The organism is Bacillus sp. N1(2025) (assembly GCF_053470005.1).
The window spans coordinates 288,844-311,063 of record NZ_JBLTJB010000005.1; the positions used below are offsets into that span (position 1 = coordinate 288,844).

The window sequence follows — 22,220 nt, forward strand, 5'->3', positions numbered from 1 at the left end:
GATATGGAAAAACAAACCCTCAACTATCCGATTGGAGAATATCAGCCGGATGAATCGATTTCGGCCCGGCAGAAACAAGAATGGATCAATGCGCTGGAGTACGCTCCGGTCAAACTGAAACAAGCTGTCAGAGCGATGTCGGACAGTCAGCTTGATACGCCGTACCGCGAAGGGGGATGGACTGTCCGCCAAGTGGTTCACCATCTGGCGGACAGCCACATGAACGGCTATACTCGGTTTAAATTGAGCTTAACGGAGAATGAACCGGAAATCCGTCCTTATGATGAAAAAGGCTGGGCTGATCTTCATGATTCCAAAACCGCCGCTTGCGGGGATGCGCTTGAGCTGTTAACGCTCCTGCACAGAAGATGGGCCGCTCTTTTGCGCTCCATGACGGAAGCCCAATTCAAACGGACATACTTCCATCCTGTGTCTAAAGAGACGGTTACGCTGGAACAGGCGCTCGGACTATATGTCTGGCACTCTGAACATCACATCGCCCATATTACTGAGCTTTCCCGGCGGATGGGCTGGCATCTGTCTTAGAGGATGCCGGCTTCCGGAAAAACGCCAAAACAGCCGCAGACACAATCGTGCATAATGAAATAACGGCGGCTGCCGTATAAAGATGGTGGTAGCCGCTGGAAATGCCTGCTTCAATCGCATCAGAAACCGCTTTTTTGACGGCGGGAACGGGGATTCGGCTTACCTGCTCCTGCAACGAAGAAAGTCCGCCGCCGATATCGGGCGTTTGCGCCTGATCAGCGGGAATGCCGCTTTTCGCTAAACGGTTTTTGATGTCATCTCCGATCCGGTCAAAGCCCGCTGTAATGAAGCCGGCATATAAAGCCGGAGCGAGCGTCAGCCCGACCTGCCTTACGAGTGACAGCGTGCCTAGCGCTGTTCCTTTGTTTTGGCCCGCCGTTTCTGATACAAGCACATTCAGCGGAGCCCCGAGCAGAAATCCGAAACCGATCCCCGCAATGACACTCGCTATGACAAATTCCCATTTATCCGTCACCCATAACGGAAACAGGCTGAAGCCGGCAAATGCGATGGCGCCTGATACAACCGCGGAAAAGACCGGCCCTTTTTTATCCGTGATCGCCCCGCCGAGCCACGCTCCGATGCCTGACGCCAAAGCGAGCGGCGTCATCCAATAACCCGCTTTCTCCGCCGATACGTGCAAATATTGCTCCGCATAAGAAGGAATAAAAATGACCGCAGCGAGCAGCCCTCCCGATAAAAATCCGATGACGAGCGTCCATTGAAACACTTTATTTTGCAGCAGCGAGTAGGCGAGAATCGGATCGCCCCCTCGGTTTTCAACCCGCCTTTCGACCTTAAGCAGCACCAGAAAGAGAAGTGCCGATCCCAAAAGATACCCGTACACCTTTACGTCCATTATGCTTTCTGACAGCTTCGCCCCATCGAGATTCGTGATACCGATCATGCAAGATAAGATCGCAAGAGACAGCAGCATTGTGCCGGCGAGGTCAAGCCGTTTCGCCTCAGGCTCTTTCGTTTCAGCGATAAACAAACCGCCGCACACAACCAAAGCGGCGGCAATCGGCAGGTTAATTAAGAACAGCCAATGCCACGACCCGGTTACATCAAGCAAAAAGCTCCCGATATTCGGTCCGAGGACGGCCGCCATACCGTTCATCGCCCCTAAAAGCCCGAGAGCTTTCCCCTGTTTCTCCTTCGGAAGCACGGCCAGCACATGCGAACTCCCGATTATAAAAATTCCGCCGCCGCCAAGCGCCTGAATGAGCCGTGCCGCCAAAAACATCGGGAAGCTCTGACTGAGTGCGACAAGCAAAGAGCCGAGTCCGAACAGCCCGACTTCAATCATAAACAGCTTTTTCCGCCCGTATCGGTCCGACAGCTTGCCGACAATCGGCACACTGACACTGAGTCCCAATGTGTAAAGGGTCACTCCCCACGATCCCCATGAAGGAGAAACATCAAAAGAGCTGTTAATCGTCGTCAGAGCAGCGGAAATAATTCCGTTGTCCAGCGCCGCCATGAACACACCGATCGTAAAGAGAGTGATGGCCCGGCGCTGGTTTTTTTCTGTTTGCAAAGGCTCCGGCATACTGATCAATCCTTCCGTTTTTAATTCACTTCAAATATATTATTCATTTTGAGTGAATTAAATGTCAAACAAAAAAAGGCCGCCGATACCGGCAGGCCTTTTTCATCTCTATCCCTGTTTGGAAGAATCAAGCGCTCTTGCCAAAATGGCAAGCCCTTGATTGACCGTTTGTTTTTCTTCAGCGGTCAGCGTTTCCAATGAACGCTTCAATTTTACATGTCCTTTTTGATAAAGGCTGCGGAAAATATCTTTCGCGTTTTCCGTTAATTGAACGACGACTGAACGGCGGTCTTCTTCTGACGGAGCGCGTGTAATGAAACATGATTTTTCTAAACGGTCAAGCAGCCCCGTCGTATTTGAAAGGGAAGCGCCCATTTTCTCCGCTATGTCACTCACCTTAAGCGTCCCGTGGTTGTTCAGAAGCATCAGCACCTTCATTTGCGGCATGCTCATATCAAGCTTCATCCACTCCGACACATCGCCGAGTCCCGCCGATGTCATCACTTTCATGTACAGCACCCAAATATCCCGTTCCTCAGGAGAAAAAATATCGCCGCCTAATACTGTTGTATCATGCAGATTATAATCCATCGTCTCACTTCCTCATTCATACTCCTGCATACCATATTACTGATTTTAATCAGAGAAAGAAAGTTGCAGGCGAGTTTTGTTTGAATGTGAGGTGGTAGTGTATAATATGTTGGAGATTATTGGGGGAATTATAATAAATAAGCTATTTTATGATGATTGGAGAGAACATTGCTGACTAAAAAGAATGCCTTATCGATATTAAAAGTATTATTTCCTATTGCAGTTTTGCTTTTAGTCATTTATCAGTCCAAAAAGGAATTGACAGACCTTTCTTTTAAACGAACGCTGTACATTATTAACGGGATTGAGCGTTACGATTTATTTATTCTCGTTCTGCTCGGCCTTCTTGCCGTCAGCGCGATGTCCTTTTATGACTTTGTGCTGAAACGGACGCTTCGCCTCAACATTCCGAATTGGAAAGTATTCAGGGTCTCCTTTATCGCCAATTCCTTTAACAATGTCCTTGGATTCGGCGGTCTGGCGGGCGTCGGGCTGCGGACGATGCTTTACAAAGAACATACGAATGACGTAAAACGCCTCGTCGCAGGCATCGCCTGGCTTACGTCCTCAGCGCTGCTCGGGCTGTCCGTCTTCAGTATCCTGACCATCGCCCGGGTTCTGCCGGTTGGAGAGATTACAGGTGAGAAACCGTGGCTGTGGGCTGTTATCGCGGGAGTGGCGCTTATTGTGCCGGCAGCCTTAATCGCCGCTGGGATCAACAATAAAAAAGCTGGCGCAGAAGACGGTGAAGCAAAACCGAGGCATCCGGTTTTTTCTTACATCGGGGCATCGTTTGCCGAATGGTTCGCGGCGGCTGTCGTCATGTATTATTCTCTGTATGTCATGGGAATTCACGCGGATGTCCGCCATGTATTCGGGGTATTTGCCATTGCCGCTATCGGGGGAATCATCAGCCTTGTGCCGGGAGGATTCGGTTCGTTTGACCTTCTGTTTCTGCTCGGCATGCAGAATATGGGCTTTCCGCAGGAGGCGGTCGTGACATCCATCGTCATCTACCGGATTGTGTATTCATTTATTCCGTTTGTGTTCGGGCTGTTCTTTGCGGCCGGCGACTTAACGGAAAATACGCTGAAACGGCTGGAATCAAATCCGAAGATGGCGCCTGCCGTGGAAACGACGAACGTGCTTCTCGTATTCCAGCGCGCTATCTTGATCAGGGTGCTTTACGGTTCGCTGTCGCTTTTGGTTTTCGTGTCGGGAGTCGTCGTGCTTGCGTCCGTCGCCCTGCCGATCGACAGGGAGACGGTCATTCCGCACATTCCGCGCCCGGCGCTCCTTGCGTTTAACGGGTTATCGCTAAGCGCGGCTTTGATTCTATTAATTTTGCCGATTGAATTATACAAACGGACGAAACGTTCTTATTCAATGGCGGTTGCCGCGCTGGTCGGCGGTTTTGTGTTCAGTTTCTTAAAAGGAATGAATATCAGCGCGATCTTTATTCTGCCTGTCGTCATCGTATTGCTTGTGCTGTTAAAGCGGCAGTTTATCAGAGAGCAGGCATCGTATACGCTCGGCCAGATGATTTTTGCGGCCGCTCTGTTTATTATCGCCTTGTTTAACTACAATCTCATTGCCGGCTTTATTTGGGATAAAATGAATCGGCTGCTGCGCCACGACTATTTCGTCCATAACAATTCGCACATTACATATGCCACGATGACGGCCATTATTGTTGTGCCGCTGTTTTTCCTTGTGTTTACGTTCTTTTATCATAAAAGATCGAAGCCGATCGGAGAAGAGGCCGATCCTGAACGGCTAAAGTCCTTTTTGGCGGAAGAAGGCGGAAATGCCCTCAGCCATCTCGGCTTTCTCGGGGATAAGCGGTTTTATTTCTCAAGCGACGGCAAAGCGCTTTTATTGTTCAGCCAGATTTCCAGAAGGCTTGTCGTGCTCGGTGATCCGTCAGGACAGAGAGACTCTTTTCCGCTTGTGATTGAGGAATTTCTGAATGAAGCGCATAAGCAGGGGCTGAGTGTCATGTTTTATCAGATCGAACGTGAAGATCTGGCGCTGTACCATGACTTCGGCTATAACTTCTTCAAGCTTGGAGAAGAAGCGTTCGTGGATATGGAGGCATTTACGCTCTCAGGTAAGAAAAAAGCGGGGCTGCGGGCGATTAACAACAAATTTGACCGCGAAGGCTACACATTTCATGTCGGGGAACCGCCGTTTTCCTCCGAGTTTATCGGCAAGCTGAAAGACATTTCGGACGAATGGCTCGGTCCGAAAAAAGAGAAAGGTTTTTCCCTCGGTTTCTTCGACCGGGATTATCTGGAACAGGCGCCGATTGCTTACGTGAAAGACGCGGAAGGGGAGATCATTGCTTTTGCCAACCTGATGCCGATGTATCAGGAAGGCGAGATATCAGTCGACTTGATGCGTTATCGGAAAAGCGCGCCGAACGGTATTATGGACGCGCTTTTCATCCGTCTGTTTCTCTGGGCGCAGGAAAAAGGCTATACCACCTTCAATATGGGCATGGCGCCTTTGTCAAACGTAGGTACGGCTTTTACATCTTTCTGGTCGGAAAGAATCGCGGCCGTCATCTTCAACAACGTCCGGTATATGTACAGCTTCAGCGGGCTGCGGGCCTTTAAAGAAAAATACAAACCGGAGTGGCGCGGGAAATACTTGGCGTACCGCAAAAACAGATCACTGTCCGTCACGATGATCCTCGTCACCCGCCTGATCGGAAAAACCAAAAAAAGACGCCGTTAAAAGGCGTCTTTTTTTTTTGAATAATTGACTAAAAATTCTAATTTCACTCTGTTATACTGAATAACATGATCATAAGGTGAAAGGAAGGCTGATGAATGAAACAGGCAACCGTGTTTAAATATGAAGCGTTTTCCGATATTCCGGATTTGGGAAATCCCGCGGGAATCGTCTTTAACGGAGATGATTATTCAGATGAAGAGATGCAGATGATCGCCGAAATGGCAGGGTACAATGAAACCTCATTTCTCTGTAAAAGCGGAGAAGCCGATCTGCGCATCCGCTATTTTACACCCGGCCATGAAATGAATTTATGCGGACATGCTACTGTCGCCTCTCTTTACGCATTAATTGAAAAGGGAAGGCTTCAGGCTGATCAGGCATATCAAATTGAAACAAAAGCCGGCATTCTTCCCGTAAAAGCCGCTGAACGAAACGGCCGGGTATACATCACGCTCGAACAGGCTCCCCCGCAATTTCTGCCGTTTACGGGCGACAAAGAAAAGCTTGCGGCCTCGCTCGGGATTACGGCTGAGGATTTTCACAGCGAGCTGCCGATTGTTTACGGATCAACGGGGATCTGGACACTGATTGTTCCGCTGAGATCACTTAAAGCATCACGGAATATGGTGCCGGACAACGCACAATTCCCCGCTATTTTGCGCGATCTTCCGAAAGCGAGCGTTCATCCGTTTTCTCTGGAAACCGTTCATCCGGAAAGTGATCTGCACGGACGCCATTTTTCTTCCCCTTTCTCCGGTACGACCGAAGATCCCGTCACGGGAACCGCTTCAGGCGTCATGGCAGCCTATATGCGGCAATACGGAGGCTCCGAAGCCGAATGCCTCACGATTGAACAAGGCCAGGAAATCGGGAAAGACGGAAAAGTGGAAATCAGGATTACAGAAGATAACGAAAAGATGAACATCAAGATGACGGGAACGGCCGTGTATGCCGAAACAATTAATTTTCAGCTTCCGTAACGGTTTACAAAAGCCGGTCGTATCCGTTATATTATAAATGATAATCATTTTCATTTGGATAGGAAGGTGAATCGGCATGCCGAAAACCGAACAATTACAGCAAAACGAAAGTCTTGCACATACAATCAGAAACAGAAGATCCATCCGGTCGTTTAAACCGGAAACCGTACCTTCTGAAGTCATATTAGATATGCTTGAAACGGCCGTTTACGCACCGAACCACAGACTGACGGAGCCGTGGCGTTTTATCTACGCAGCAAGCGAAGCGGGAAAAGCAAAGCTTGCGGACAGCTACGTCTCATTTTTCAAAAAGATAAAAGATGATTTCAACGAGGAAAAAGAGCGGAACATGAGAAAAAACCTCAGCGCCGTTCCGGGATTTTTGTTGGTCGTCTTAAAAGAAGATGAAAATGAATTTACGAGAAACGATGATTTCGCGGCGCTGAGCGGCATGATTCAAAACCTTCAGCTTCTCGCACATGAAAACGGCATCGGCATGGTCTGGAAAAGCGGCCGCATTATGTATGACAAACAGGTGCACCAAGACTTCGGCCTTGCTGACAATGAGCGCTTTGCCGCCATCATTCAAACGGGCTATCCGGATGAACAGCCTAAGGCGAAAGAACGGACGCCGGCAAAAAGCCTGTTTACCGAACTGTAAAAAAAATCCCCGTCTCTATACAGAGGCGGGGATTTCGTATTAGCGGGTTTTGCTTTTAGCTCTGTTGTCAGCGGCTTTCATCCGCGCCTGCGCTTCACGGTCAGCGGAATCAGCAAGCTCGCTTGAATATTCCTCATATGTGCCGTCTGTTTCGCGTTTCAAAGCATCCGGAACTTGAGGAAGTTTTTGTTTGTTTTTATCACGGTTTTTGTGAGTATGATTTCTGCCCATATCAATCGCCCCCTGAAAAAAGTGATATCAAACAAACATAGTATCTGCCCGGTCCCGATCTTTATTCAGTTTATTTCCGTTTGGCTGCTCTTTCCGCTTTTTTGAATTCACCGGAATAAAGGACTTCCTGCATTTTTTTCAGATTGGCTCCCTGTTGATGTTTTTCGCGCTTCTTTTCCATAAAAGAAGACCCTCCTTCAAAACAGAATACCAATAGGATTGGCTTTTATTTCCGTTTTTATGCAGATAAGAGATCCTTTAAAGCGAAATCAAGCTCTTCATACGTAAATTGAAAACCGGATGTCAGCGCCTGCTTAGGCAGGGCGCGCTGGCCTTTTACGATCAGCAGGCTCATTTCTCCCAAGGCCTTCTCCAGAAAAAGTTCCGGTACGGGAATCCAATGGGGGCGGTGCAGGACGCCTGCGATCGTCTTTCCGAATTGCTTCATTTCTACGGGGTTCGGCGATGTCACATTCATGGGACCGGACAAGTCATCATGCTCCGCCGCAAAAGCAATAAGTTCCGCGGCGTCATCCACATGAACCCATGACAGCCATTGCCGTCCAGAGCCGATGGTGCCGCCGGCTAACAGCTTATAAGGGAGAACCATGAGCGGCAGGGCGCCTTTTTCACCGAGCATCACCCCGAATCTGGCATATACCGTCCGGATGCCGAGCGCTTCAATTTTCTGGCCTTCACGTTCCCACATATGAGCCGTATGACTGAGAAAGTCTTCATTTGACGTATCGGACTGTTCGGTGAATGTTTTCTCTGTGCTTGTGCCGTAAATGCCGACGGCGCTGGCCTGAATCAAAGCCTGGGGTTTTTTCGGCTGCTGCTTCATAATCCGTCTGACTTCTCTCGTCGCTTCTATTCTGCTTGAGATGATTTGTTCTTTCGTTGTGTCCGTCCAGCGGTCAAAGATGGATTTGCCGGCGAGGTTCACCCATACATCAATAGGGGGAAGCTCGCGCTCAGGCGCCGCGTTTTCGGCCAGCCATTGAACATATGTCACATTTTTTTGTTCGGTTTCTCTCTGTTTTCTTGATAAAATATAGACATGATGTCCCCGGCGGGTCAACACACCTGTCAGATGCCGGCCCAGAAAACCGGTGCCGCCTGTCATCGCGATATTCATATCCATCTCTCCTTACACGTTGATATATATACTGTACCTCATTTGCCAAAAAGAAAAACGCCTGAACATCGGGGCGGGAAAGGAGACCGGGATGCCGTTTATTACAAAAATATCGACCCAAAAGAAAAATACCGAGCGCTTCAACATCTTTCTTGATGAGAAATATGCATTCAGCGTCGACGCGGACGTGCTTGTGCGTTTTGACCTGAAGAAAGGGAAAGAACTGGACGAGCTTGACATTCTTGAAATCCAGCACGGCGATGACGTGAAAAAAGCCTTTAACCGCGCCGTAGAATTTTTATCATACCGGATGCGCTCTGAAAAAGAAGTCCGGGATCATCTGAAGAAAAAAGAAACACCGGACATGGTCATTTCTGAAGTCATCCATAAACTGTACGATTACCGCTACTTAAATGACAAAGAATTTGCCGAAGCTTATGCGAGCACCCACAAAAAAACAAACGGCAAAGGCCCTGACGTCCTGTTCCGCGAGCTGAAAGCGAAAGGAATAGACGACGATACCATCAAGGAGACGCTCAGTGCGTTTACATTTGATGATCAAATACAAGAAGCGCTGAAACATATCGGCAAAATCCTCAAAAAAGACAAAAAGCTGTCCACAAAAGAGATCAGACAGCGGGCGCAGATGCAGCTTCAGCGAAAAGGTTTCCCTTTCGACGTCATCAATGCCGCTCTGGAACAGACGGAGTATGAAAATGATGATGAAGCCGAGATGGAAGCTCTGAAGGCTCATGCGGAAAAAGCGATCAGGAAATACCGCTATGACGGCAGTTATGAAAGCGGAATGAAGGTCAAACAGTACTTATTCAGAAAAGGATTCTCGATTGACGATATTGATCAATTCTTGCAGGAAGAGGAGTAAACTGAAATGGACAAACGATACAGTCAAATGACGCCTCATGAACTACAGACAGAAATTGCGGGACTGACGGAAAAAGCGCGAAAAGCGGAACAGATGGGTATTGTAAATGAACTGGCCGTGCTTGAACGGAAAATTACGATGGCCAAAGCCTACATGCTGAACCCGGAAGACTTTCGGCCCGGCGGGGTGTATCAGATAGAAGGTTCTGATGACACTTTCCGCATTGATTACATCAACGGCGTATTCGCCTGGGGACACAGATCTTCCCCGTCTGACGGGGAAGAAGCGCTGCCGATTTCCGTTTTAAAAGAAAAAAAATAACAAAAGAGGCCGGTTCCGGCCTCTTTTTCTTTTCGGGCACATTCGTTTCAACCTTTCAGTAAAAAATGATTGAATTCATTTTTGATATCTTTTAAGATGGAATTCGTTGTTTTTTAAATAAAAAGGAGGCGATTTGCGTTGAATATCAAAATGAAACAGCCATCTGTGAAATTAATGATTTTTGTTTTAATGATTTGCACATTTTCCATCGGGTATACGGAATATGCTGTCATGGGTATTCTGACGTCGATTGCCGATGACTTTCATATACATGTATCTTCAGCGGGCATGCTTGTTACGGCGTACGCGGCAAGCGTCTGCCTGACGGGCCCGATCGTAACCATTATCGCGGTTAAGCTGCCGAGAAAGCCGGTGCTGCTAGGGTTGATGGGCATCTTCGTCCTTGCCAACCTGATGAGCGTCTTTGCGCCAAACTTCGCCGTGCTGGCGATTTCCAGAATTTTATCCGCATCCATCCACGGAGCTTTTTTTGCGATCGCCATGGTGTTTGCGAGTGAAATGGTGCCGCCTGAAAAACGTTCCGCCGCCGCGGCTTCCATGAACGGCGGATTAACCGTGGCGCTGATGCTCGGTGTCCCGTTCGGCTCTTATTTAGGGGATGCTCTTAACTGGCGGGCCGTCTTTTTCATTATTTCCGTTTTAGGCATGATCGGGCTGGTCGGACTGATGCTGGTCGTACCGAACCGGAAACCGAAAGTGATTCCGATGCTGATGAATGAATGGAGTGTCTTTAAGCATAAACAAGTGATTTTTTCCTTTGCGATCACCATTCTCGGCTACTCAGGCGTATTTATCGCTTACACGTTTATTGAGCCGATTTTAAGAGATTCAGCGGGGTTCGGCACAGTCGGCATTACAGGCGCATTATTCGCCTACGGTCTCGGCGGAGTGGCGGGGAATTTCTTCGCGGGGAAAGTGCCGCTCAAACTGCTGACGCGCACGATGATCGGTGTGATGATCGGCTTGATCGGCGTCTTGGCGATTTTTCCTTATATCGCCGTTTTTCCAGCCGCCGCGGTTTCAGCGACATTTTTATTCGGCGCATGTGCGTTCGGCACGCCGCCGCTTTTGCAGACCAAGGTTATTTCTTCCTCTGAAAACGGCACGACAATCGCCGCTGCGGTGAGCGTTTCCGCCTTTAACCTGGCAAACGCGCTCGGCGCCTGGATCGGCGGATTGATTCTCGGGGGAACGGGATCTTACTCATGGCTGTTTGCCGGCGGTGCGCTGATGACGGCTCTCGGCCTTGTGCTTTCCACGTTCGCTCATCTGTCTGAGAAGAAAGATGTCTATGAATACCAAGTGCATAAAGGATAACAAAAAGCTTGCAGGGGATATTCCGCCTGCAAGCTTTTTTCAGTGTTTCAATGTAATGCTGATCACCGTATGTTTATCACTCTCAGCTAAGGAAATACTCCTGGTTTCCGGTACTCCGTCTTTTTCAAAAACGACGGTATAGGTTCCTTTCGCGCCGCTTTTCCATGCAATCTCGCCGTGGTGATCAGTCTTGCCTATTATCTCTCCGCGGTCTATATTCGGCTGATGATCTGACTCCGCCGCTTTCATCACGGTGACCGTCACACCGGCCGCCGGTGAACCGTCTGCATCCTCAACATGGAGCGTAACGGGCAGTGCTTTTTTGGCGGCGGAATCATCCGCTTTGCCGCATCCGCATAAAACGGCCGCGGCGAGCAAGAAAACAAAAGCTTTATTGATTTGACCAATATTGAATGTTGTCGAATACACTGTTTGTCACCCTTGTTCCCAGATTGTAAGACGACCCGCCGTTTGTATGAATGGCAATGGCGGTCTGGCCGGTGTCGCTGTAATTGCGGTAAACGGGCGATCCGCTCTGGCAGCCGAACGTATCTGTCGTGTAGGTGAGTTTATATGTCTCGGCAGAACGTATCGGCTTGCTGTCCGACCACATGGAACCGGACACTTTGTCGCACGGATACCCTGTCACGGTTGAGGAAAGCCCGGCCGGACTGGAACTGTTGGTCGTCCGGTAGCCGTACCAGCCGACAGTATTCCCGGGCGACCCGTTTACTTTGATTGCGCCGTAGTCATAGTTTGTGTCACCGTTTTCTGTCCACCCTTTGACACTGTAGAATGTCTTTCCTGAATAAGAGCCGTACGGGTACGATGACCCGTTGCGGCCGGGAGCTGCCGTAATTTTCGATGCCCAGCCGTTTTTCTGATCATACACGCAATGTCCCGCCGTAACGATCGTGTCGGCATTGACAAAAAAACCGGTGCATCCGTAAGTGCTTGTGCTGCCGCTGTATGTAACGGTCAGCTGTGCTGTCGCGCGATATGGAAATGATGTTGTAGGAGAAATTCTGATTCGTTCGTCTGTCCCAATAATACTGGAAGGCTTTAATGACTTGATGTCAGCTTTGCTGTTTTGTGCAAGCTGTCTTTTGGTGAGACCCGTTCCTTCATAAGCGGGGGATGTCTGTGTTGTTTGTACAGGCTGATTCAGATGTGCGTCAAACTCCTCACCGCTGTTTGATACAGATGTCTGCGGGCTGCCCTCTGCTTCTGCTGAAACAGCAAATAATGAAACTGACAGTAAGAATGCGGTAAGGCTCAGCAATCGTTTGGAAACTGTCTTCATTTTATAAAACCCCTCCTTTTTTGTCTACCGGCTTTCGGTTGAACATTTAACATATTATGGAATTTATTTAGCGTTATAACCTCAAAAGAATGTTTTTCTCCGCAAAAAAGAGACCGGATCATTCCCGGTCTCTTACGGTGTGTGTTATCGTCTGCCTGAAGCTCTCATGCGCTCTTACGGTGTGTGTTATCGTCTGCCTGAAGCTCTCATGCGCTCTTACGGTGTGTGTTATCGTCTGCCTGAAGCTCTCATGCGCTCTTGCGGGTGCGAATTAATTGAACCGTCCGCCCGTTTAGAAGCGTAGTCATCCTTTGCCCGCGGTTCGCCTTCAAACTTATTATTGTTCTGATTAGGAAATCCTTTTGCCTTGTTCCGGACCATTTGTTTTCCCCCTCGGCCAATATCAAAAGGTTGCGCCTTCTGGACTGAAGACGTAAAGTTAGTATATGCCTGTGACAAGCTGCGTAAAAGCAGCAGGTTTTCCCAAGGAAAGGAGACAGAGACATGAATACATATATCGACAAACTGACGAATTTGCTGCTTGAGAAAAATGACATGCTCAGCTATTTGCAAGCGCGAACTTGGGTTGAGCTTTTATGGGGAGATTTCGAAGCGACTTACGCAAAAGCCGGCCGCCCGTATCAAGGAGAGCAAATGACGGAACGCGTCGTCAAGGAATGGATCGAATCATACGGCAGCAAGCTCCATATGTTCCAGAGCGTTCGGGAAGACGTTTCTCATTATTTGGATCAAAGCAGGGGTCTCCTGCATTAACATAGCAGTGCGCCCGCCGGATATCGTCCGGCGGTTTTTTCTTTTTATAAAAGAAATGGGAAAATCATGTTTGACGACCCGCGGAATGTGGAAATGTGTAATAACTTATAAAATAGCGGGGAGGAACCACAATGAACATGAAAAAGGGGTTAACCGCATTTATTCCGGCCGCAGGACTTTGCTTATTTTTAGCCGCAGGCACCGTTTTTTTCGATCCGGCAGCGAATGCCGCAGCAGTTCACCAGACAAAAATAGACACCGCAGCAGATACATATATCGTGAAAGCAGGAGAACTTAACGTCCGCAAAGAACCAAATAAACAAGGGCCGATTATCGGCACGCTTCGTTCAGAGGATTCTGTAAAGGTTAAACGGCTTCAAGGAGCAGATTGGGCTGAGATTGACTACAAAGGTCACAAAGCCTATATCTCCACACATTTTCTGATGAAGCAGCCGATGAAGGCGGTGACGGCGAAACAAACCGCTTTTTATACGCCGACTTTGGAAACCGGCAAAAAAGGGTCCGTTAAAGCGGGTGAAACCGTCAATGTGCTCGGCTGGGGGTTCAGCCATGACGGAGGGTTTGACCGTAAATGGGCGTACATCACATACGGCGGGAAAGCAGGTTATGTGAAAACGGCCGACTTAACTCAAAAATAAAGATTCAGGCAGGCGAATGAGCCTGCTTTTTTTCTGAAACCTTCCGCCTTTCCTTTCGTAAAAGATGAAAAGGAGAGTGAGGGATATGATAATGGTGATCGGCGGCCTTCTGATGGCTGCAGCCGGCATTTTAGTCACATTTTTTCCGCCGAAGTCGATCAACAGCCTGTACGGATATCGGACGAAGCGCTCTATGGCGGATGAGTCGCAGTGGAGAGAAGGAAATCGATTCAGTGCGCTCCTCATGATTTTGTTCGGCCTTATTTCGGCGGCAGCTGGATTTGCGGGCAGCCTGCTTATCCGGCTGACTCAGCCGTTCGCCCTGATCGTTCAGGCCGTATTGTTGATTGCGATCAGCGTACTGATCATCGTCTTAACAGAAAGAAGATTGAAACAAACGGGGAGGAGAATCGATGAATGACATTACGTTTCACATGATCGAAACAAACGGAGTGACGCTGCACACGGCTTCAGCCGGTCCGAAAGACGGTCCTTTGGCGGTGCTGCTGCACGGGTTTCCGGAATTCTGGTACGGCTGGAAGAGCCAGATCAAACCGCTGGCGGATGCCGGATATCATGTTGTCGTGCCTGATCAGCGCGGCTATAATCTCAGTGACAAACCGGAGGGCATTGAAAACTATACCATTGATACGCTCAGAGACGACATTATCGGGCTGATCACGCATTTTACAGATGACAAAGCCGTCGTCATCGGCCACGATTGGGGAGGAGCCGTGGCCTGGCATTTGGCATCCACGCGGCCGCAATACGTTGAAAAATTGATCACGGTCAATATCCCGCATCCGGCGGTTATGCGGAAGGTCACACCGTTCTACCCGCCGCAGTGGAAGAAAAGCTCTTATATCGCGTTCTTTCAGCTTCCGGAAAAGCCGGAACGGAGATTGTCTGAAGACGATTACCGCGTATTGGATCACGCGATCGGCTTATCCGAACGCCCGGCGCTTTTTTCACGGGAAGATATCGGCAGCTACAAAGAAGCATGGGGCAGAAAAGGAGCGCTCACGGCGATGCTGAACTGGTACCGGGCGATCAGAGCCGGCGGTTTAGGCCCTGCCGTTCCGCTTAAAATGCCCGTTCCGTACCGATTAATATGGGGCGTCAATGACCGCGCGCTGAGCAAAAAGCTTGCCAAGGAAACAAAACGGATGATTCCAAACGGCGACTTAATCTTTATAGACGATGCCTCACATTGGGTCATTCACGAAAAACCGCGCATCGTCAGCCATTTGATTCACGAATACCTTCAGCAATAAAGTCTGTCCCGCGTACAGACTTTTTCTTTTTTTTCTCATATCTGCCGAAAAACATGACAAAATATAAACCATATGCAGAAAAAATTTTCTTTCCCTGTAACAAAAAAAGGGTTTAAACGTCATTAAAAAAAGGAAAAGCCTTACTGAAGTTTTGCGGACAATTCCTTTAAGGACGTCCTAAAAAAAGAATAATACAAAGAAGGTGCCTTCATGAAACAAAGGTTAATCTCAATTATTATTCCGTCTTACAATGAAGGGAACAATGTCAAGCTCATCCATGAATCTTTAAAAAAAGAGTTTCAGACGATTCATTATGACTATGAAATTTTCTACATCAATGACGGAAGCGCGGATGACACCCTTCAGCAGATTAAAGAACTGGCCGCCAGAAACCATCGCGTCAAATACATATCTTTTTCCCGCAACTTTGGGAAAGAAGCGGCCATTTTGGCAGGATTTGAACACGTGCAGGGCGAAGCGGTAATCGTGATGGACGCCGATCTGCAGCATCCGACCCATCTGCTGAAAGACTTCATTCAAGGCTATGAAGAAGGGTATGACCAAGTCATCGCGCAGCGCAACCGAAAAGGGGACAGCCCCGTGCGTTCCGTGCTTTCTTCCCTGTATTATAAATTTATCAACAAAGCCGTCGAAGTGGACCTGCGTGACGGGGTCGGAGATTTCCGCCTGCTGAGCCGGCAGGCCGTTGATGCCCTTTTGAAGCTGAGTGAAGGGAACCGTTTCTCGAAAGGGCTGTTCTGCTGGATCGGGTTTGACCAGAAAATCGTATTTTATGAAAATGTCGAAAGGAAGAACGGCACGTCCAAATGGTCATTCAGCAATCTGTTCAACTACGGAATGGACGGGGTCGTCTCCTTCAACAACAAGCCCCTGAGGGTATGCTTTTTCACCGGTATTCTGATATTGCTTCTGTCGATGGTTTATATTGTAACGACCTTTGTTCATATTCTGACACACGGCGTGTCCGTACCCGGATACTTCACCATTATTTCCGCCGTGCTGTTTTTAGGGGGCATCCAGCTTTTGAGTCTCGGCATCATCGGAGAATACATCGGCCGGATTTACTATGAAACAAAAAAACGCCCGCACTACTTAATTAAAGAAGCGAATATAACGTATGGAGAACAAAATGAAACGAATTATACAAAAAAGCGCAAGTGGAACCATTAAACAGCCGCCGCTGTGCGCAGGGTCTGGGGACGTTGTATGAAAAAAAATAAATGGATCTTGCCGGCAGCCTGTGTGCTGGCTGCGGCAGCCGCTCATATTTTTTTCTTAAAAGAGTGGTCGGCAGGCCGCTATATGACGGGGTCTGGAGACGGGATCGCCCAAATGGCGGTCTTCAAAAAGCTGCTGTTTGATCAATATATGAACGGCAGGCTGTTTTACAGCTATTCGTTCGGACTGGGCGGGGGCGTGTACAGTCAGCTCGGCTATTATTTCTCTACTTCTTTTCTATTCCTGTTTATCTCCGCCGCTGTCCGCTTTTTGCAGCTTATTCAGCTGACGGGCGAGGCTGATGCGCTGTTCTGGGCGCAGGCCTCCGTTTTTATCAGCATCGCCAAGCAGAGTTTTATCATATTCACGGCGGCGTGTGTGTTCCGTTATTTCGTCAAACGGACGGTGCCTGCTTTTGCCGGCGCCGTGTTGTACGGGGTCTCGATTATCTACTTCCGGCATGAGGTATATTGGGACTTTTTCACTGACAGTATGGTGTGGCTGCCGCTGCTCGTGCTCGGCGCGGAAAAAATCATCAGGGAAAAAAAGCCGGCGTGGTTTATCTTCGCCTGTGCGCTGACATTGATCAACAACTTTTATTTTGCGTATATTAATTTGATTTTCATCGGCATTTATATCTTATTCAGGTGGGTGATCCCCCTTGAAGGCAATGAGGCGAAAAGACTCACTCAATGCAGGATATTTATTCTGTCGGGTCTTCTCGGGTTCGGCATAAGCGCAGTTTCCTTTATTCCTGTCGTATACGGATACCTTCATAATCTGCGGCCGCCGTATTCAGAGCATATTGCATGGCTTGATTTTTCCGACAACATTTTATTTTCAAGCCGGATTATCATCCTGCCGGCGGCTTTTTTGCTCTTTCTATTTACATTTTCTTTATACAAAAACCGCTTGTTCCGGCTGTTTGCGGGAATCAGTCTGCTGTATATTGTGTTTCACTTCAGTCCGTTTGCGGCAAGTGCCTTTAACGGTTTTTCAGCTCCGCAGAACAGGTTTGAATACGTCCTGTGCTTCACGATTGCCGGAACGGTTTCAGCCGGGCTTTCTAGGCTTTCAGGCATCAGCATGAAGAGTATGCTGATGTCCGCCGTACTCGTCGTTCTGCTCTATTGGAGCCAGGTGAGGCGGTACAGTCTGGATATTTCTGATCACGCCAATCTGCCCGTCATTCTTCTTCTGGTGCTGACCATAGCCGCTTTCTTCGCAGCAAAGACAAGACTGAAAGGCGCGGTGCCCGCCGTCTATGCCGTCATTTTGCTTACGGCGGTGCTTACGGCTAATACATATGAAAAATATGCTTTATCAGAAGGCGGGAAGATTTATACGGTATCGCATACATTTATGACGGGTGCTGACTATAAAGGCAAAGAGCAATCAGAGCTCATTCAGCGTCTGAAAGAAAAAGACCCTGATCCGTTTGCCCGTTTAGATTGGATGAACGGTGTTTTCAATAACACCCCGATCATATACGGATTCAACGGATTCAGCGTATACTCAAGCATACTGAACCGCAATCTGCTGTCCTTTTACTGGAACGACCTCCGGATTGACATGGGCAGAGAAAGCGTCAGCCGCTATGCGACATTAGGAAACAGGGCTAATTTATACAGCCTGCTTTACGGAAAATATTATATGACGGAAAAAACAAACGAGGCCGGCGTGCCGTACGGGTTCAAAAAAATCATGGAATCATCCCATTATGCGGTTTATCAAAATCAATATATGCTTCCGTTCGTACGGACAGCCGATCGCGTATATAACGAGGGCGGTCTGAAAAAAGCGCCCGCCCTTGCCAGGGAACGGGCAATGCTTGACGGGATCGTCATGGAATCAAGCACAACCAACACGAAAAAAGCGCCTGAGGCGAAAAATATGATCCGCCATGCAGAGGTAGCGGCCGAACATGGCGATTATCATAACGGCATCCTGACGGTAAACGAAGACGGCGGCGGCCTGATCATTAAGCCGCAAGCCGCTAAGATGGACGGCGGCGATTATTACGTCAGCTTTTATTTGAAGAATAAAGCGAAGGACCAGGGCTTTACATTAAAAGTGAACGATTACACGACAACGAGAAAATCGAATCAATCCATTTACAAAACAGGTGTCAACGATCTTACTGTGAGAGTGCCGAAAACAAAAAACATCCAAATCCGTCTGCCGAAAGGATCGTATCAGCTTGACAGACTGGCGCTTTATGAAGAACGGTACGATACGCTGAAAAGCGCATACCGAAAAGCGGAAAAAGAACCGCCGGCCGATCTCAGCTGGCGCGGAAATACGCTTCATATCTCGTATGATAACAAAACCCGCGCGCCGTATATCATGCTTCCGATTCCATATGAAAAAGGCTGGGAGCTGAAGATAAACGGCAGAAAAGAGCAGATTGAAAAAGCGGATTATTCCTTTATCGGATTTAAAGCGCAAAAAGGAAAAAACGATATTCAATTAACGTATTACCCGCCGTTTTTTAAACCCGCGGCCGCTCTATCGGTGATCAGCCTCGTGTTTGCCGCTATATATGTGAGAAGACAAAAAAAGCCCGGCTCTTAAACAGAGCCGAGCTTTAATTTTTTCTGCAGTTTTTCCTCGCTGAAAATCCAGCCCGTGTAAGAAGAGAGAAGCTCTAAATCATGACTGAGGTGGACGATGGCGACAAAAGGATAGTGGCCTTTGCTCCGGTAGCGCAAATCAATAAAGCGCACCTCATAATGATCTTTAAAGGTATCGACCTCCCACCTGTAAACAGGGGAAAAGGAAAGAAAGGCCGCAATATTTTCGTCCTGTTTCGCGGCCTTCATCACATCGGTTTCCGGAACGGGCACGCGGTTGAATGTATCCAATATCACGACATGGCCGTCAAGGCTTCTGCCGACATAAAAGGCATGCGCCGTTGTCACGGCGATACGCCACTGCCTGAATTTCATCGTCGGCGAAATAATGATGGTTTCAATCTCCTCTTCAATCATCTCGCGCAACCTTCGCTTTATCCGCAGCTGCATCAAAAACCGGACGGCGTAATATCCTGCGAGGATGATATAAAGCATCAGAAATGTCACGCTCGGATGACCTCCGAGATACCACACGGCAATCGCGGCCAAATGGCTGACGAAAATAAACGGATCAAAGGTATTGATTAAACCGAGAGCGATCCATTTTCTCGAAAACGGGCGGATGGCCTGCGTGCCGTACGCGTTAAAAATGTCAACAAACACATGCAAAACGACAGCCAGAAGCGTCCACAGCCACAGGTGCAAAAAGTTCGCTTCCGGATAAAACATAAACAAAATACCCGGAATCAGAACGGACCAAAATAAAACGGCGGGAATGGAGTGCGTGAACCCTCTATGATTTCGAATATAAACGGCATTATTTTTCAGCTTCAATATGGTATCAATATCAGGTGCCTGAGAGCCGGCAAGAGCGGCGATCATAACTGCCTGAGACATGGGGGTGTGCATGCCGACGGCAGGATCAAGAGTTGCGATTCCGCCAAGCGCGATACCCATGACAACGTGAGTGCCAGTATCCATTGTTGACCTCCTAGCAGGCGTTAAAAATCAGTCGCCCGCATATTTCGCATTATAAGATATTCCCCATTTTCTGTTTGCCCAATCATGGCGTTTATCCGCCGTTCTCATATGTTTCCGCTTTTTCTTTATCACTATTTAATGTAACATATTATCGTAACGTGCCCTAAGTTTACACCAAAATACGGTGTCAAGAAAAGCAGAACCCGAAACATCTGAGGAGAAGATATGAACGCACTTGAAGAAAAAATGAAACAAAAAGATATAGACAAATTTCGCGAGGACTTAATTACATGGTTCGAAAGAGAACAGAGAATTCTGCCGTGGAGAGAAAATCAGGACCCGTATCGGGTGTGGGTATCAGAGGTGATGCTGCAGCAGACGCGCGTAGAAACCGTCATTCCTTATTTCCGGCGGTTTGTTGAGCAATTTCCGACCGTTTCGGCGCTCGCTGAAGCCGATGAGGAAAAAGTGCTCAAAGCCTGGGAAGGGCTAGGTTATTACTCCCGTGTAAGAAATCTGCAAAGTGCCGTAAAAGAAGTGCATGAGCGGTACGGGGGAGTCGTTCCTGCCGAGGAAAAGGAATTTGGCGGACTGAAAGGCGTCGGCCCTTATACAAAAGGCGCCGTGCTCAGCATCGCATACAACAAACCGATTCCCGCCGTAGACGGCAATGTGATGCGTGTCATGTCGAGAATTCTTTCCATATGGGACGATATCGCAAAACCTAAAACGAGAACTATTTTCGAACAGGCGGTATCCGCTTTCATTTCTCATGAAAAACCATCTGAATTCAATCAGGGTTTAATGGAGCTCGGCGCGATCATCTGCACCCCGAAATCGCCGTCCTGTCTGCTTTGCCCCGTACAAAAGCACTGTTCGGCATTTGCGGAAGGGACAGAGCGGGAGCTGCCCGTTAAAAGCAAAAAGAAAAAGCCCGGAATAAAAACAATGGCAGCTGTTGTGCTGACAGACGATCAAGGCGATGTCTATATTCATAAACGGCCGCCAAAAGGCTTGCTCGCCAACTTGTGGGAGTTTCCGAATACCGAAACCCAGAAAGGAATCAAAACCGAAAGAGAGCAGCTTGAAGCCTATTTAGAAAAAGAGATGGGAACAACCGCTGAAATCGGGGAGCTGGAAGGCATCGTAGAACATGTTTTCACCCATCTCGTCTGGAATATTTCGGTCTTTTTCGGTAAAGTAAAACAAGTGTCGGATACAACGGAATTCATACGGGTCACAAAAGAGGAGCTCGAGGAATACGCATTTCCCGTTTCCCATCAAAAGATATGGAAAATGGCGGAAGAAAGCGGCCGCCTGTAAAAAGCGTCAGTCATAGCTGACGCGAGTGCCGTGGCCGTAATCCGCTTCATTCCGTTTCAGTCCGCCGCGGGCTTCGATTTCCTGAATCAGTTCCCGGTATTTGGACTGGCCTTCTTCGTTTAAATACGGCATAATTTGCTGGAAGGCATGATGGAAATAGGCGAGCTCTGAATCTTTCCAATCTTTTTTGGGCATCATGGCCAATTCGCCCATATCACGTCCGACATACATATAAAAGACCCCTTTCAACACATATTGCTTTTATTGTTTGTTGAATGAAAAGAACTATACACAGCAAGGAGCTGAGGAAAAATGGAACAAAATAAATGCGCACTGATCACGGGAAGCAGCCGCGGCGTCGGGAAAGCAGCCGCCATCAGACTCGCGGAAAAAGGATACAACATCGTCATCAATTACGCCCGCAGTAAAAAAGCGGCATTAGAAACCGCTGAAGAAATTGAAAAACTCGGCGTTAAAACGCTCGTCATTAAAGCCAATGTCGGCCAGCCGGCAAAAATCAAAGACATGTTCCGCCAGATTGACGAAACATTCGGCAGACTGGACGTGTTCGTCAATAATGCGGCTTCAGGCGTGCTGAGACCGGTCATGGAACTCGAAGAAACACACTGGGACTGGACGATGAATATCAATGCGAAGGCATTGCTTTTCTGCGCCCAGGAAGCGGCAAAGATGATGGAGAAAAACGGAGGCGGCCACATCGTCAGCATCAGCTCGCTCGGCAGCATCCGCTATCTTGAAAACTATACGACGGTCGGTGTCTCAAAAGCCGCTTTAGAATCGTTAACCCGTTATCTGGCGGTTGAGCTGTCTCCGAAAAATATCATCGTAAACGCGGTGTCAGGCGGAGCGATTGATACGGACGCGCTGAAGCATTTCCCTAACAGAGATGAACTGCTGGAAGATGCCCGCCAAAATACGCCGGCCGGCAGAATGGTCGAAATTAAAGATATGATCGATACGGTGGAGTTTTTAGTTTCTTCAAAAGCGGACATGATCCGCGGCCAGACCATCATAATTGACGGCGGACGCTCTCTGCTCGTATAAGTTTTAAAAAAGATGAATAGCCTTATCATCTCCTGCGCATTCTAAAGTG

25 protein-coding genes are annotated in these 22,220 nt (G+C 48.3%); 15 read left to right on the forward strand and 10 right to left on the reverse strand.

Annotation, left to right across the window (positions count from 1 at the left end; genetic code table 11):
* The first annotated feature begins 3 nt into the window (after positions 1-3).
* On the forward strand, positions 4-546 hold the full coding sequence (gene bstA / locus ACNFN4_RS14145; protein WP_448200264.1) for a bacillithiol transferase BstA: 543 nt from the start codon (positions 4-6) through the stop codon (positions 544-546).
* On the opposite strand, the gene ACNFN4_RS14150 is transcribed toward bstA, so the two are convergent.
* Together ACNFN4_RS14150 and ACNFN4_RS14155 are read right to left on the reverse strand one after the other, a co-directional pair.
* Complete coding sequence (locus ACNFN4_RS14150; RefSeq protein ID WP_414971668.1) at positions 506-2,098, reverse strand: MFS transporter; 1,593 nt, start codon at positions 2,096-2,098, stop codon at positions 506-508. The genes bstA and ACNFN4_RS14150 overlap by 41 nt on opposite strands.
* Positions 2,099-2,206: 108 nt before the next feature.
* On the reverse strand, positions 2,207-2,689 hold the full coding sequence (locus tag ACNFN4_RS14155; protein ID WP_014417231.1) for a MarR family transcriptional regulator: 483 nt from the start codon (positions 2,687-2,689) through the stop codon (positions 2,207-2,209).
* Positions 2,690-2,857: 168 nt separating this feature from the next.
* Here ACNFN4_RS14155 and mprF point away from each other — a divergent pair, with 168 nt between their 5' ends.
* The 3 genes from mprF (at position 2,858) to ACNFN4_RS14170 (ending at position 7,069) form a co-directional block, all read left to right on the forward strand.
* Positions 2,858-5,428: a bifunctional lysylphosphatidylglycerol flippase/synthetase MprF gene (gene mprF, locus ACNFN4_RS14160; protein WP_448200265.1), complete on the forward strand. Its 2,571-nt coding sequence runs from the start codon at positions 2,858-2,860 to the stop codon at positions 5,426-5,428.
* A 95-nt stretch (positions 5,429-5,523) separates the two neighbouring features.
* Positions 5,524-6,408: a PhzF family phenazine biosynthesis isomerase gene (locus tag ACNFN4_RS14165; protein ID WP_061861285.1), complete on the forward strand. Its 885-nt coding sequence runs from the start codon at positions 5,524-5,526 to the stop codon at positions 6,406-6,408.
* A gap of 76 nt (positions 6,409-6,484) precedes the next feature.
* A complete protein-coding gene (locus tag ACNFN4_RS14170) occupies positions 6,485-7,069 on the forward strand; it encodes a nitroreductase family protein (RefSeq protein WP_007408549.1) in 585 nt (194 codons plus the stop codon).
* Between the two features lie 39 nt (positions 7,070-7,108).
* Here ACNFN4_RS14170 and ACNFN4_RS14175 read toward each other — a convergent pair whose 3' ends face one another.
* The 3 genes from ACNFN4_RS14175 to ACNFN4_RS14185 form a co-directional block, all read right to left on the reverse strand.
* Complete coding sequence (locus ACNFN4_RS14175; RefSeq protein ID WP_003155508.1) at positions 7,109-7,300, reverse strand: YfhD family protein; 192 nt, start codon at positions 7,298-7,300, stop codon at positions 7,109-7,111.
* Between the two features lie 70 nt (positions 7,301-7,370).
* Positions 7,371-7,481: a YfhE family protein gene (locus tag ACNFN4_RS14180; protein WP_003155504.1), complete on the reverse strand. Its 111-nt coding sequence runs from the start codon at positions 7,479-7,481 to the stop codon at positions 7,371-7,373.
* Between the two features lie 57 nt (positions 7,482-7,538).
* Complete coding sequence (locus ACNFN4_RS14185) at positions 7,539-8,438, reverse strand: TIGR01777 family oxidoreductase (protein ID WP_448200266.1); 900 nt, start codon at positions 8,436-8,438, stop codon at positions 7,539-7,541.
* Positions 8,439-8,529: 91 nt separating this feature from the next.
* Between ACNFN4_RS14185 and recX the strand changes: the two genes are divergently transcribed.
* The 3 genes from recX to ACNFN4_RS14200 all read left to right on the forward strand — a co-directional run bounded on the left by recX (position 8,530) and on the right by ACNFN4_RS14200 (position 10,980).
* On the forward strand, positions 8,530-9,321 hold the full coding sequence (gene recX, locus ACNFN4_RS14190; protein ID WP_022552784.1) for a recombination regulator RecX: 792 nt from the start codon (positions 8,530-8,532) through the stop codon (positions 9,319-9,321).
* Positions 9,322-9,327: 6 nt separating this feature from the next.
* Positions 9,328-9,642 carry a YfhH family protein gene (locus tag ACNFN4_RS14195; protein ID WP_007408553.1) on the forward strand — a complete coding sequence of 105 codons (315 nt, stop codon included), beginning with the start codon at positions 9,328-9,330 and terminating at the stop codon, positions 9,640-9,642.
* 144 nt (positions 9,643-9,786) lie between these two features.
* Positions 9,787-10,980, forward strand: a complete 1,194-nt coding sequence (locus ACNFN4_RS14200; protein ID WP_029973982.1) for an MFS transporter — start codon at positions 9,787-9,789, stop codon at positions 10,978-10,980.
* A gap of 39 nt (positions 10,981-11,019) precedes the next feature.
* Here the strand turns inward: ACNFN4_RS14200 and ACNFN4_RS14205 are convergent, their stop codons facing one another.
* From ACNFN4_RS14205 to ACNFN4_RS14215, 3 genes are all read right to left on the reverse strand, one after another.
* The gene (locus tag ACNFN4_RS14205; RefSeq protein WP_022552786.1) at positions 11,020-11,409 is read right to left on the reverse strand and encodes a DUF2606 family protein; all 390 of its coding nucleotides are present in this window, start codon (positions 11,407-11,409) and stop codon (positions 11,020-11,022) included.
* Positions 11,372-12,283, reverse strand: coding sequence for a trypsin-like serine peptidase (locus ACNFN4_RS14210; RefSeq protein WP_029973980.1), 912 nt, complete (start codon positions 12,281-12,283; stop codon positions 11,372-11,374). The genes ACNFN4_RS14205 and ACNFN4_RS14210 overlap by 38 nt, the downstream gene beginning before the upstream one ends.
* A gap of 228 nt (positions 12,284-12,511) precedes the next feature.
* A complete protein-coding gene (locus ACNFN4_RS14215) occupies positions 12,512-12,664 on the reverse strand; it encodes a small, acid-soluble spore protein K (protein ID WP_003155495.1) in 153 nt (50 codons plus the stop codon).
* Positions 12,665-12,787: 123 nt separating this feature from the next.
* Here ACNFN4_RS14215 and ACNFN4_RS14220 point away from each other — a divergent pair, with 123 nt between their 5' ends.
* From ACNFN4_RS14220 to ACNFN4_RS14245, 6 genes are all read left to right on the forward strand, one after another.
* On the forward strand, positions 12,788-13,057 hold the full coding sequence (locus ACNFN4_RS14220) for a YfhJ family protein (RefSeq protein ID WP_003155492.1): 270 nt from the start codon (positions 12,788-12,790) through the stop codon (positions 13,055-13,057).
* A gap of 131 nt (positions 13,058-13,188) precedes the next feature.
* Positions 13,189-13,716 (forward strand): SH3 domain-containing protein, encoded by a 528-nt coding sequence (locus ACNFN4_RS14225; protein ID WP_022552788.1) that lies wholly within the window; start codon positions 13,189-13,191, stop codon positions 13,714-13,716.
* A gap of 85 nt (positions 13,717-13,801) precedes the next feature.
* On the forward strand, positions 13,802-14,137 hold the full coding sequence (locus ACNFN4_RS14230) for an SdpI family protein (protein ID WP_017419152.1): 336 nt from the start codon (positions 13,802-13,804) through the stop codon (positions 14,135-14,137).
* On the forward strand, positions 14,130-14,990 hold the full coding sequence (locus tag ACNFN4_RS14235; RefSeq protein ID WP_022552789.1) for an alpha/beta fold hydrolase: 861 nt from the start codon (positions 14,130-14,132) through the stop codon (positions 14,988-14,990). Before ACNFN4_RS14230 ends, ACNFN4_RS14235 begins: the two co-directional genes overlap by 8 nt.
* 210 nt (positions 14,991-15,200) lie before the next feature.
* Positions 15,201-16,181, forward strand: coding sequence for a glycosyltransferase family 2 protein (locus tag ACNFN4_RS14240; protein ID WP_003155484.1), 981 nt, complete (start codon positions 15,201-15,203; stop codon positions 16,179-16,181).
* A gap of 36 nt (positions 16,182-16,217) precedes the next feature.
* Positions 16,218-18,803, forward strand: coding sequence for a YfhO family protein (locus ACNFN4_RS14245; RefSeq protein WP_022552790.1), 2,586 nt, complete (start codon positions 16,218-16,220; stop codon positions 18,801-18,803).
* Here ACNFN4_RS14245 and ACNFN4_RS14250 read toward each other — a convergent pair.
* On the reverse strand, positions 18,800-19,783 hold the full coding sequence (locus ACNFN4_RS14250) for a metal-dependent hydrolase (protein ID WP_448200267.1): 984 nt from the start codon (positions 19,781-19,783) through the stop codon (positions 18,800-18,802). The two genes, ACNFN4_RS14245 and ACNFN4_RS14250, sit on opposite strands and share 4 nt — an antisense overlap.
* A gap of 225 nt (positions 19,784-20,008) precedes the next feature.
* On the opposite strand from ACNFN4_RS14250, the gene mutY reads away from it, so the two are divergent.
* A complete protein-coding gene (mutY, locus tag ACNFN4_RS14255) occupies positions 20,009-21,106 on the forward strand; it encodes an A/G-specific adenine glycosylase (protein WP_012117124.1) in 1,098 nt (365 codons plus the stop codon).
* Between the two features lie 6 nt (positions 21,107-21,112).
* On the opposite strand, the gene ACNFN4_RS14260 is transcribed toward mutY, so the two are convergent.
* Entirely contained in the window at positions 21,113-21,337 is a 225-nt protein-coding gene (locus ACNFN4_RS14260) for a hypothetical protein (protein ID WP_013351495.1), read from the reverse strand.
* 81 nt (positions 21,338-21,418) lie between these two features.
* Here ACNFN4_RS14260 and fabL point away from each other — a divergent pair, with 81 nt between their 5' ends.
* Positions 21,419-22,171 carry an enoyl-[acyl-carrier-protein] reductase FabL gene (fabL, locus tag ACNFN4_RS14265; RefSeq protein WP_003155478.1) on the forward strand — a complete coding sequence of 251 codons (753 nt, stop codon included), beginning with the start codon at positions 21,419-21,421 and terminating at the stop codon, positions 22,169-22,171.
* Positions 22,172-22,220: the final 49 nt, after the last annotated feature.

Bases quoted from the DNA above. Each gene is read 5' to 3' on its own strand.
- bstA (WP_448200264.1), top strand. From the start codon at position 4: ATGGAAAAACAAACCCTCAACTATCCGATTGGAGAATATCAGCCGGAT.
- ACNFN4_RS14150 (WP_414971668.1), bottom strand. From the start codon at position 2,098: ATGCCGGAGCCTTTGCAAACAGAAAAAAACCAGCGCCGGGCCATCACT.
- ACNFN4_RS14155 (WP_014417231.1), bottom strand. From the start codon at position 2,689: ATGGATTATAATCTGCATGATACAACAGTATTAGGCGGCGATATTTTT.
- ACNFN4_RS14165 (WP_061861285.1), top strand. From the start codon at position 5,524: ATGAAACAGGCAACCGTGTTTAAATATGAAGCGTTTTCCGATATTCCG.
- ACNFN4_RS14170 (WP_007408549.1), top strand. From the start codon at position 6,485: ATGCCGAAAACCGAACAATTACAGCAAAACGAAAGTCTTGCACATACA.
- ACNFN4_RS14175 (WP_003155508.1), bottom strand. From the start codon at position 7,300: ATGGGCAGAAATCATACTCACAAAAACCGTGATAAAAACAAACAAAAA.
- ACNFN4_RS14180 (WP_003155504.1), bottom strand. From the start codon at position 7,481: ATGGAAAAGAAGCGCGAAAAACATCAACAGGGAGCCAATCTGAAAAAA.
- ACNFN4_RS14185 (WP_448200266.1), bottom strand. From the start codon at position 8,438: ATGAATATCGCGATGACAGGCGGCACCGGTTTTCTGGGCCGGCATCTG.
- recX (WP_022552784.1), top strand. From the start codon at position 8,530: ATGCCGTTTATTACAAAAATATCGACCCAAAAGAAAAATACCGAGCGC.
- ACNFN4_RS14195 (WP_007408553.1), top strand. From the start codon at position 9,328: ATGGACAAACGATACAGTCAAATGACGCCTCATGAACTACAGACAGAA.
- ACNFN4_RS14210 (WP_029973980.1), bottom strand. From the start codon at position 12,283: ATGAAGACAGTTTCCAAACGATTGCTGAGCCTTACCGCATTCTTACTG.
- ACNFN4_RS14215 (WP_003155495.1), bottom strand. From the start codon at position 12,664: ATGGTCCGGAACAAGGCAAAAGGATTTCCTAATCAGAACAATAATAAG.
- ACNFN4_RS14220 (WP_003155492.1), top strand. From the start codon at position 12,788: ATGAATACATATATCGACAAACTGACGAATTTGCTGCTTGAGAAAAAT.
- ACNFN4_RS14225 (WP_022552788.1), top strand. From the start codon at position 13,189: ATGAACATGAAAAAGGGGTTAACCGCATTTATTCCGGCCGCAGGACTT.
- ACNFN4_RS14230 (WP_017419152.1), top strand. From the start codon at position 13,802: ATGATAATGGTGATCGGCGGCCTTCTGATGGCTGCAGCCGGCATTTTA.
- ACNFN4_RS14235 (WP_022552789.1), top strand. From the start codon at position 14,130: ATGAATGACATTACGTTTCACATGATCGAAACAAACGGAGTGACGCTG.
- ACNFN4_RS14240 (WP_003155484.1), top strand. From the start codon at position 15,201: ATGAAACAAAGGTTAATCTCAATTATTATTCCGTCTTACAATGAAGGG.
- ACNFN4_RS14245 (WP_022552790.1), top strand. From the start codon at position 16,218: ATGAAAAAAAATAAATGGATCTTGCCGGCAGCCTGTGTGCTGGCTGCG.
- ACNFN4_RS14250 (WP_448200267.1), bottom strand. From the start codon at position 19,783: ATGGATACTGGCACTCACGTTGTCATGGGTATCGCGCTTGGCGGAATC.
- mutY (WP_012117124.1), top strand. From the start codon at position 20,009: ATGAACGCACTTGAAGAAAAAATGAAACAAAAAGATATAGACAAATTT.
- ACNFN4_RS14260 (WP_013351495.1), bottom strand. From the start codon at position 21,337: ATGTATGTCGGACGTGATATGGGCGAATTGGCCATGATGCCCAAAAAA.
- fabL (WP_003155478.1), top strand. From the start codon at position 21,419: ATGGAACAAAATAAATGCGCACTGATCACGGGAAGCAGCCGCGGCGTC.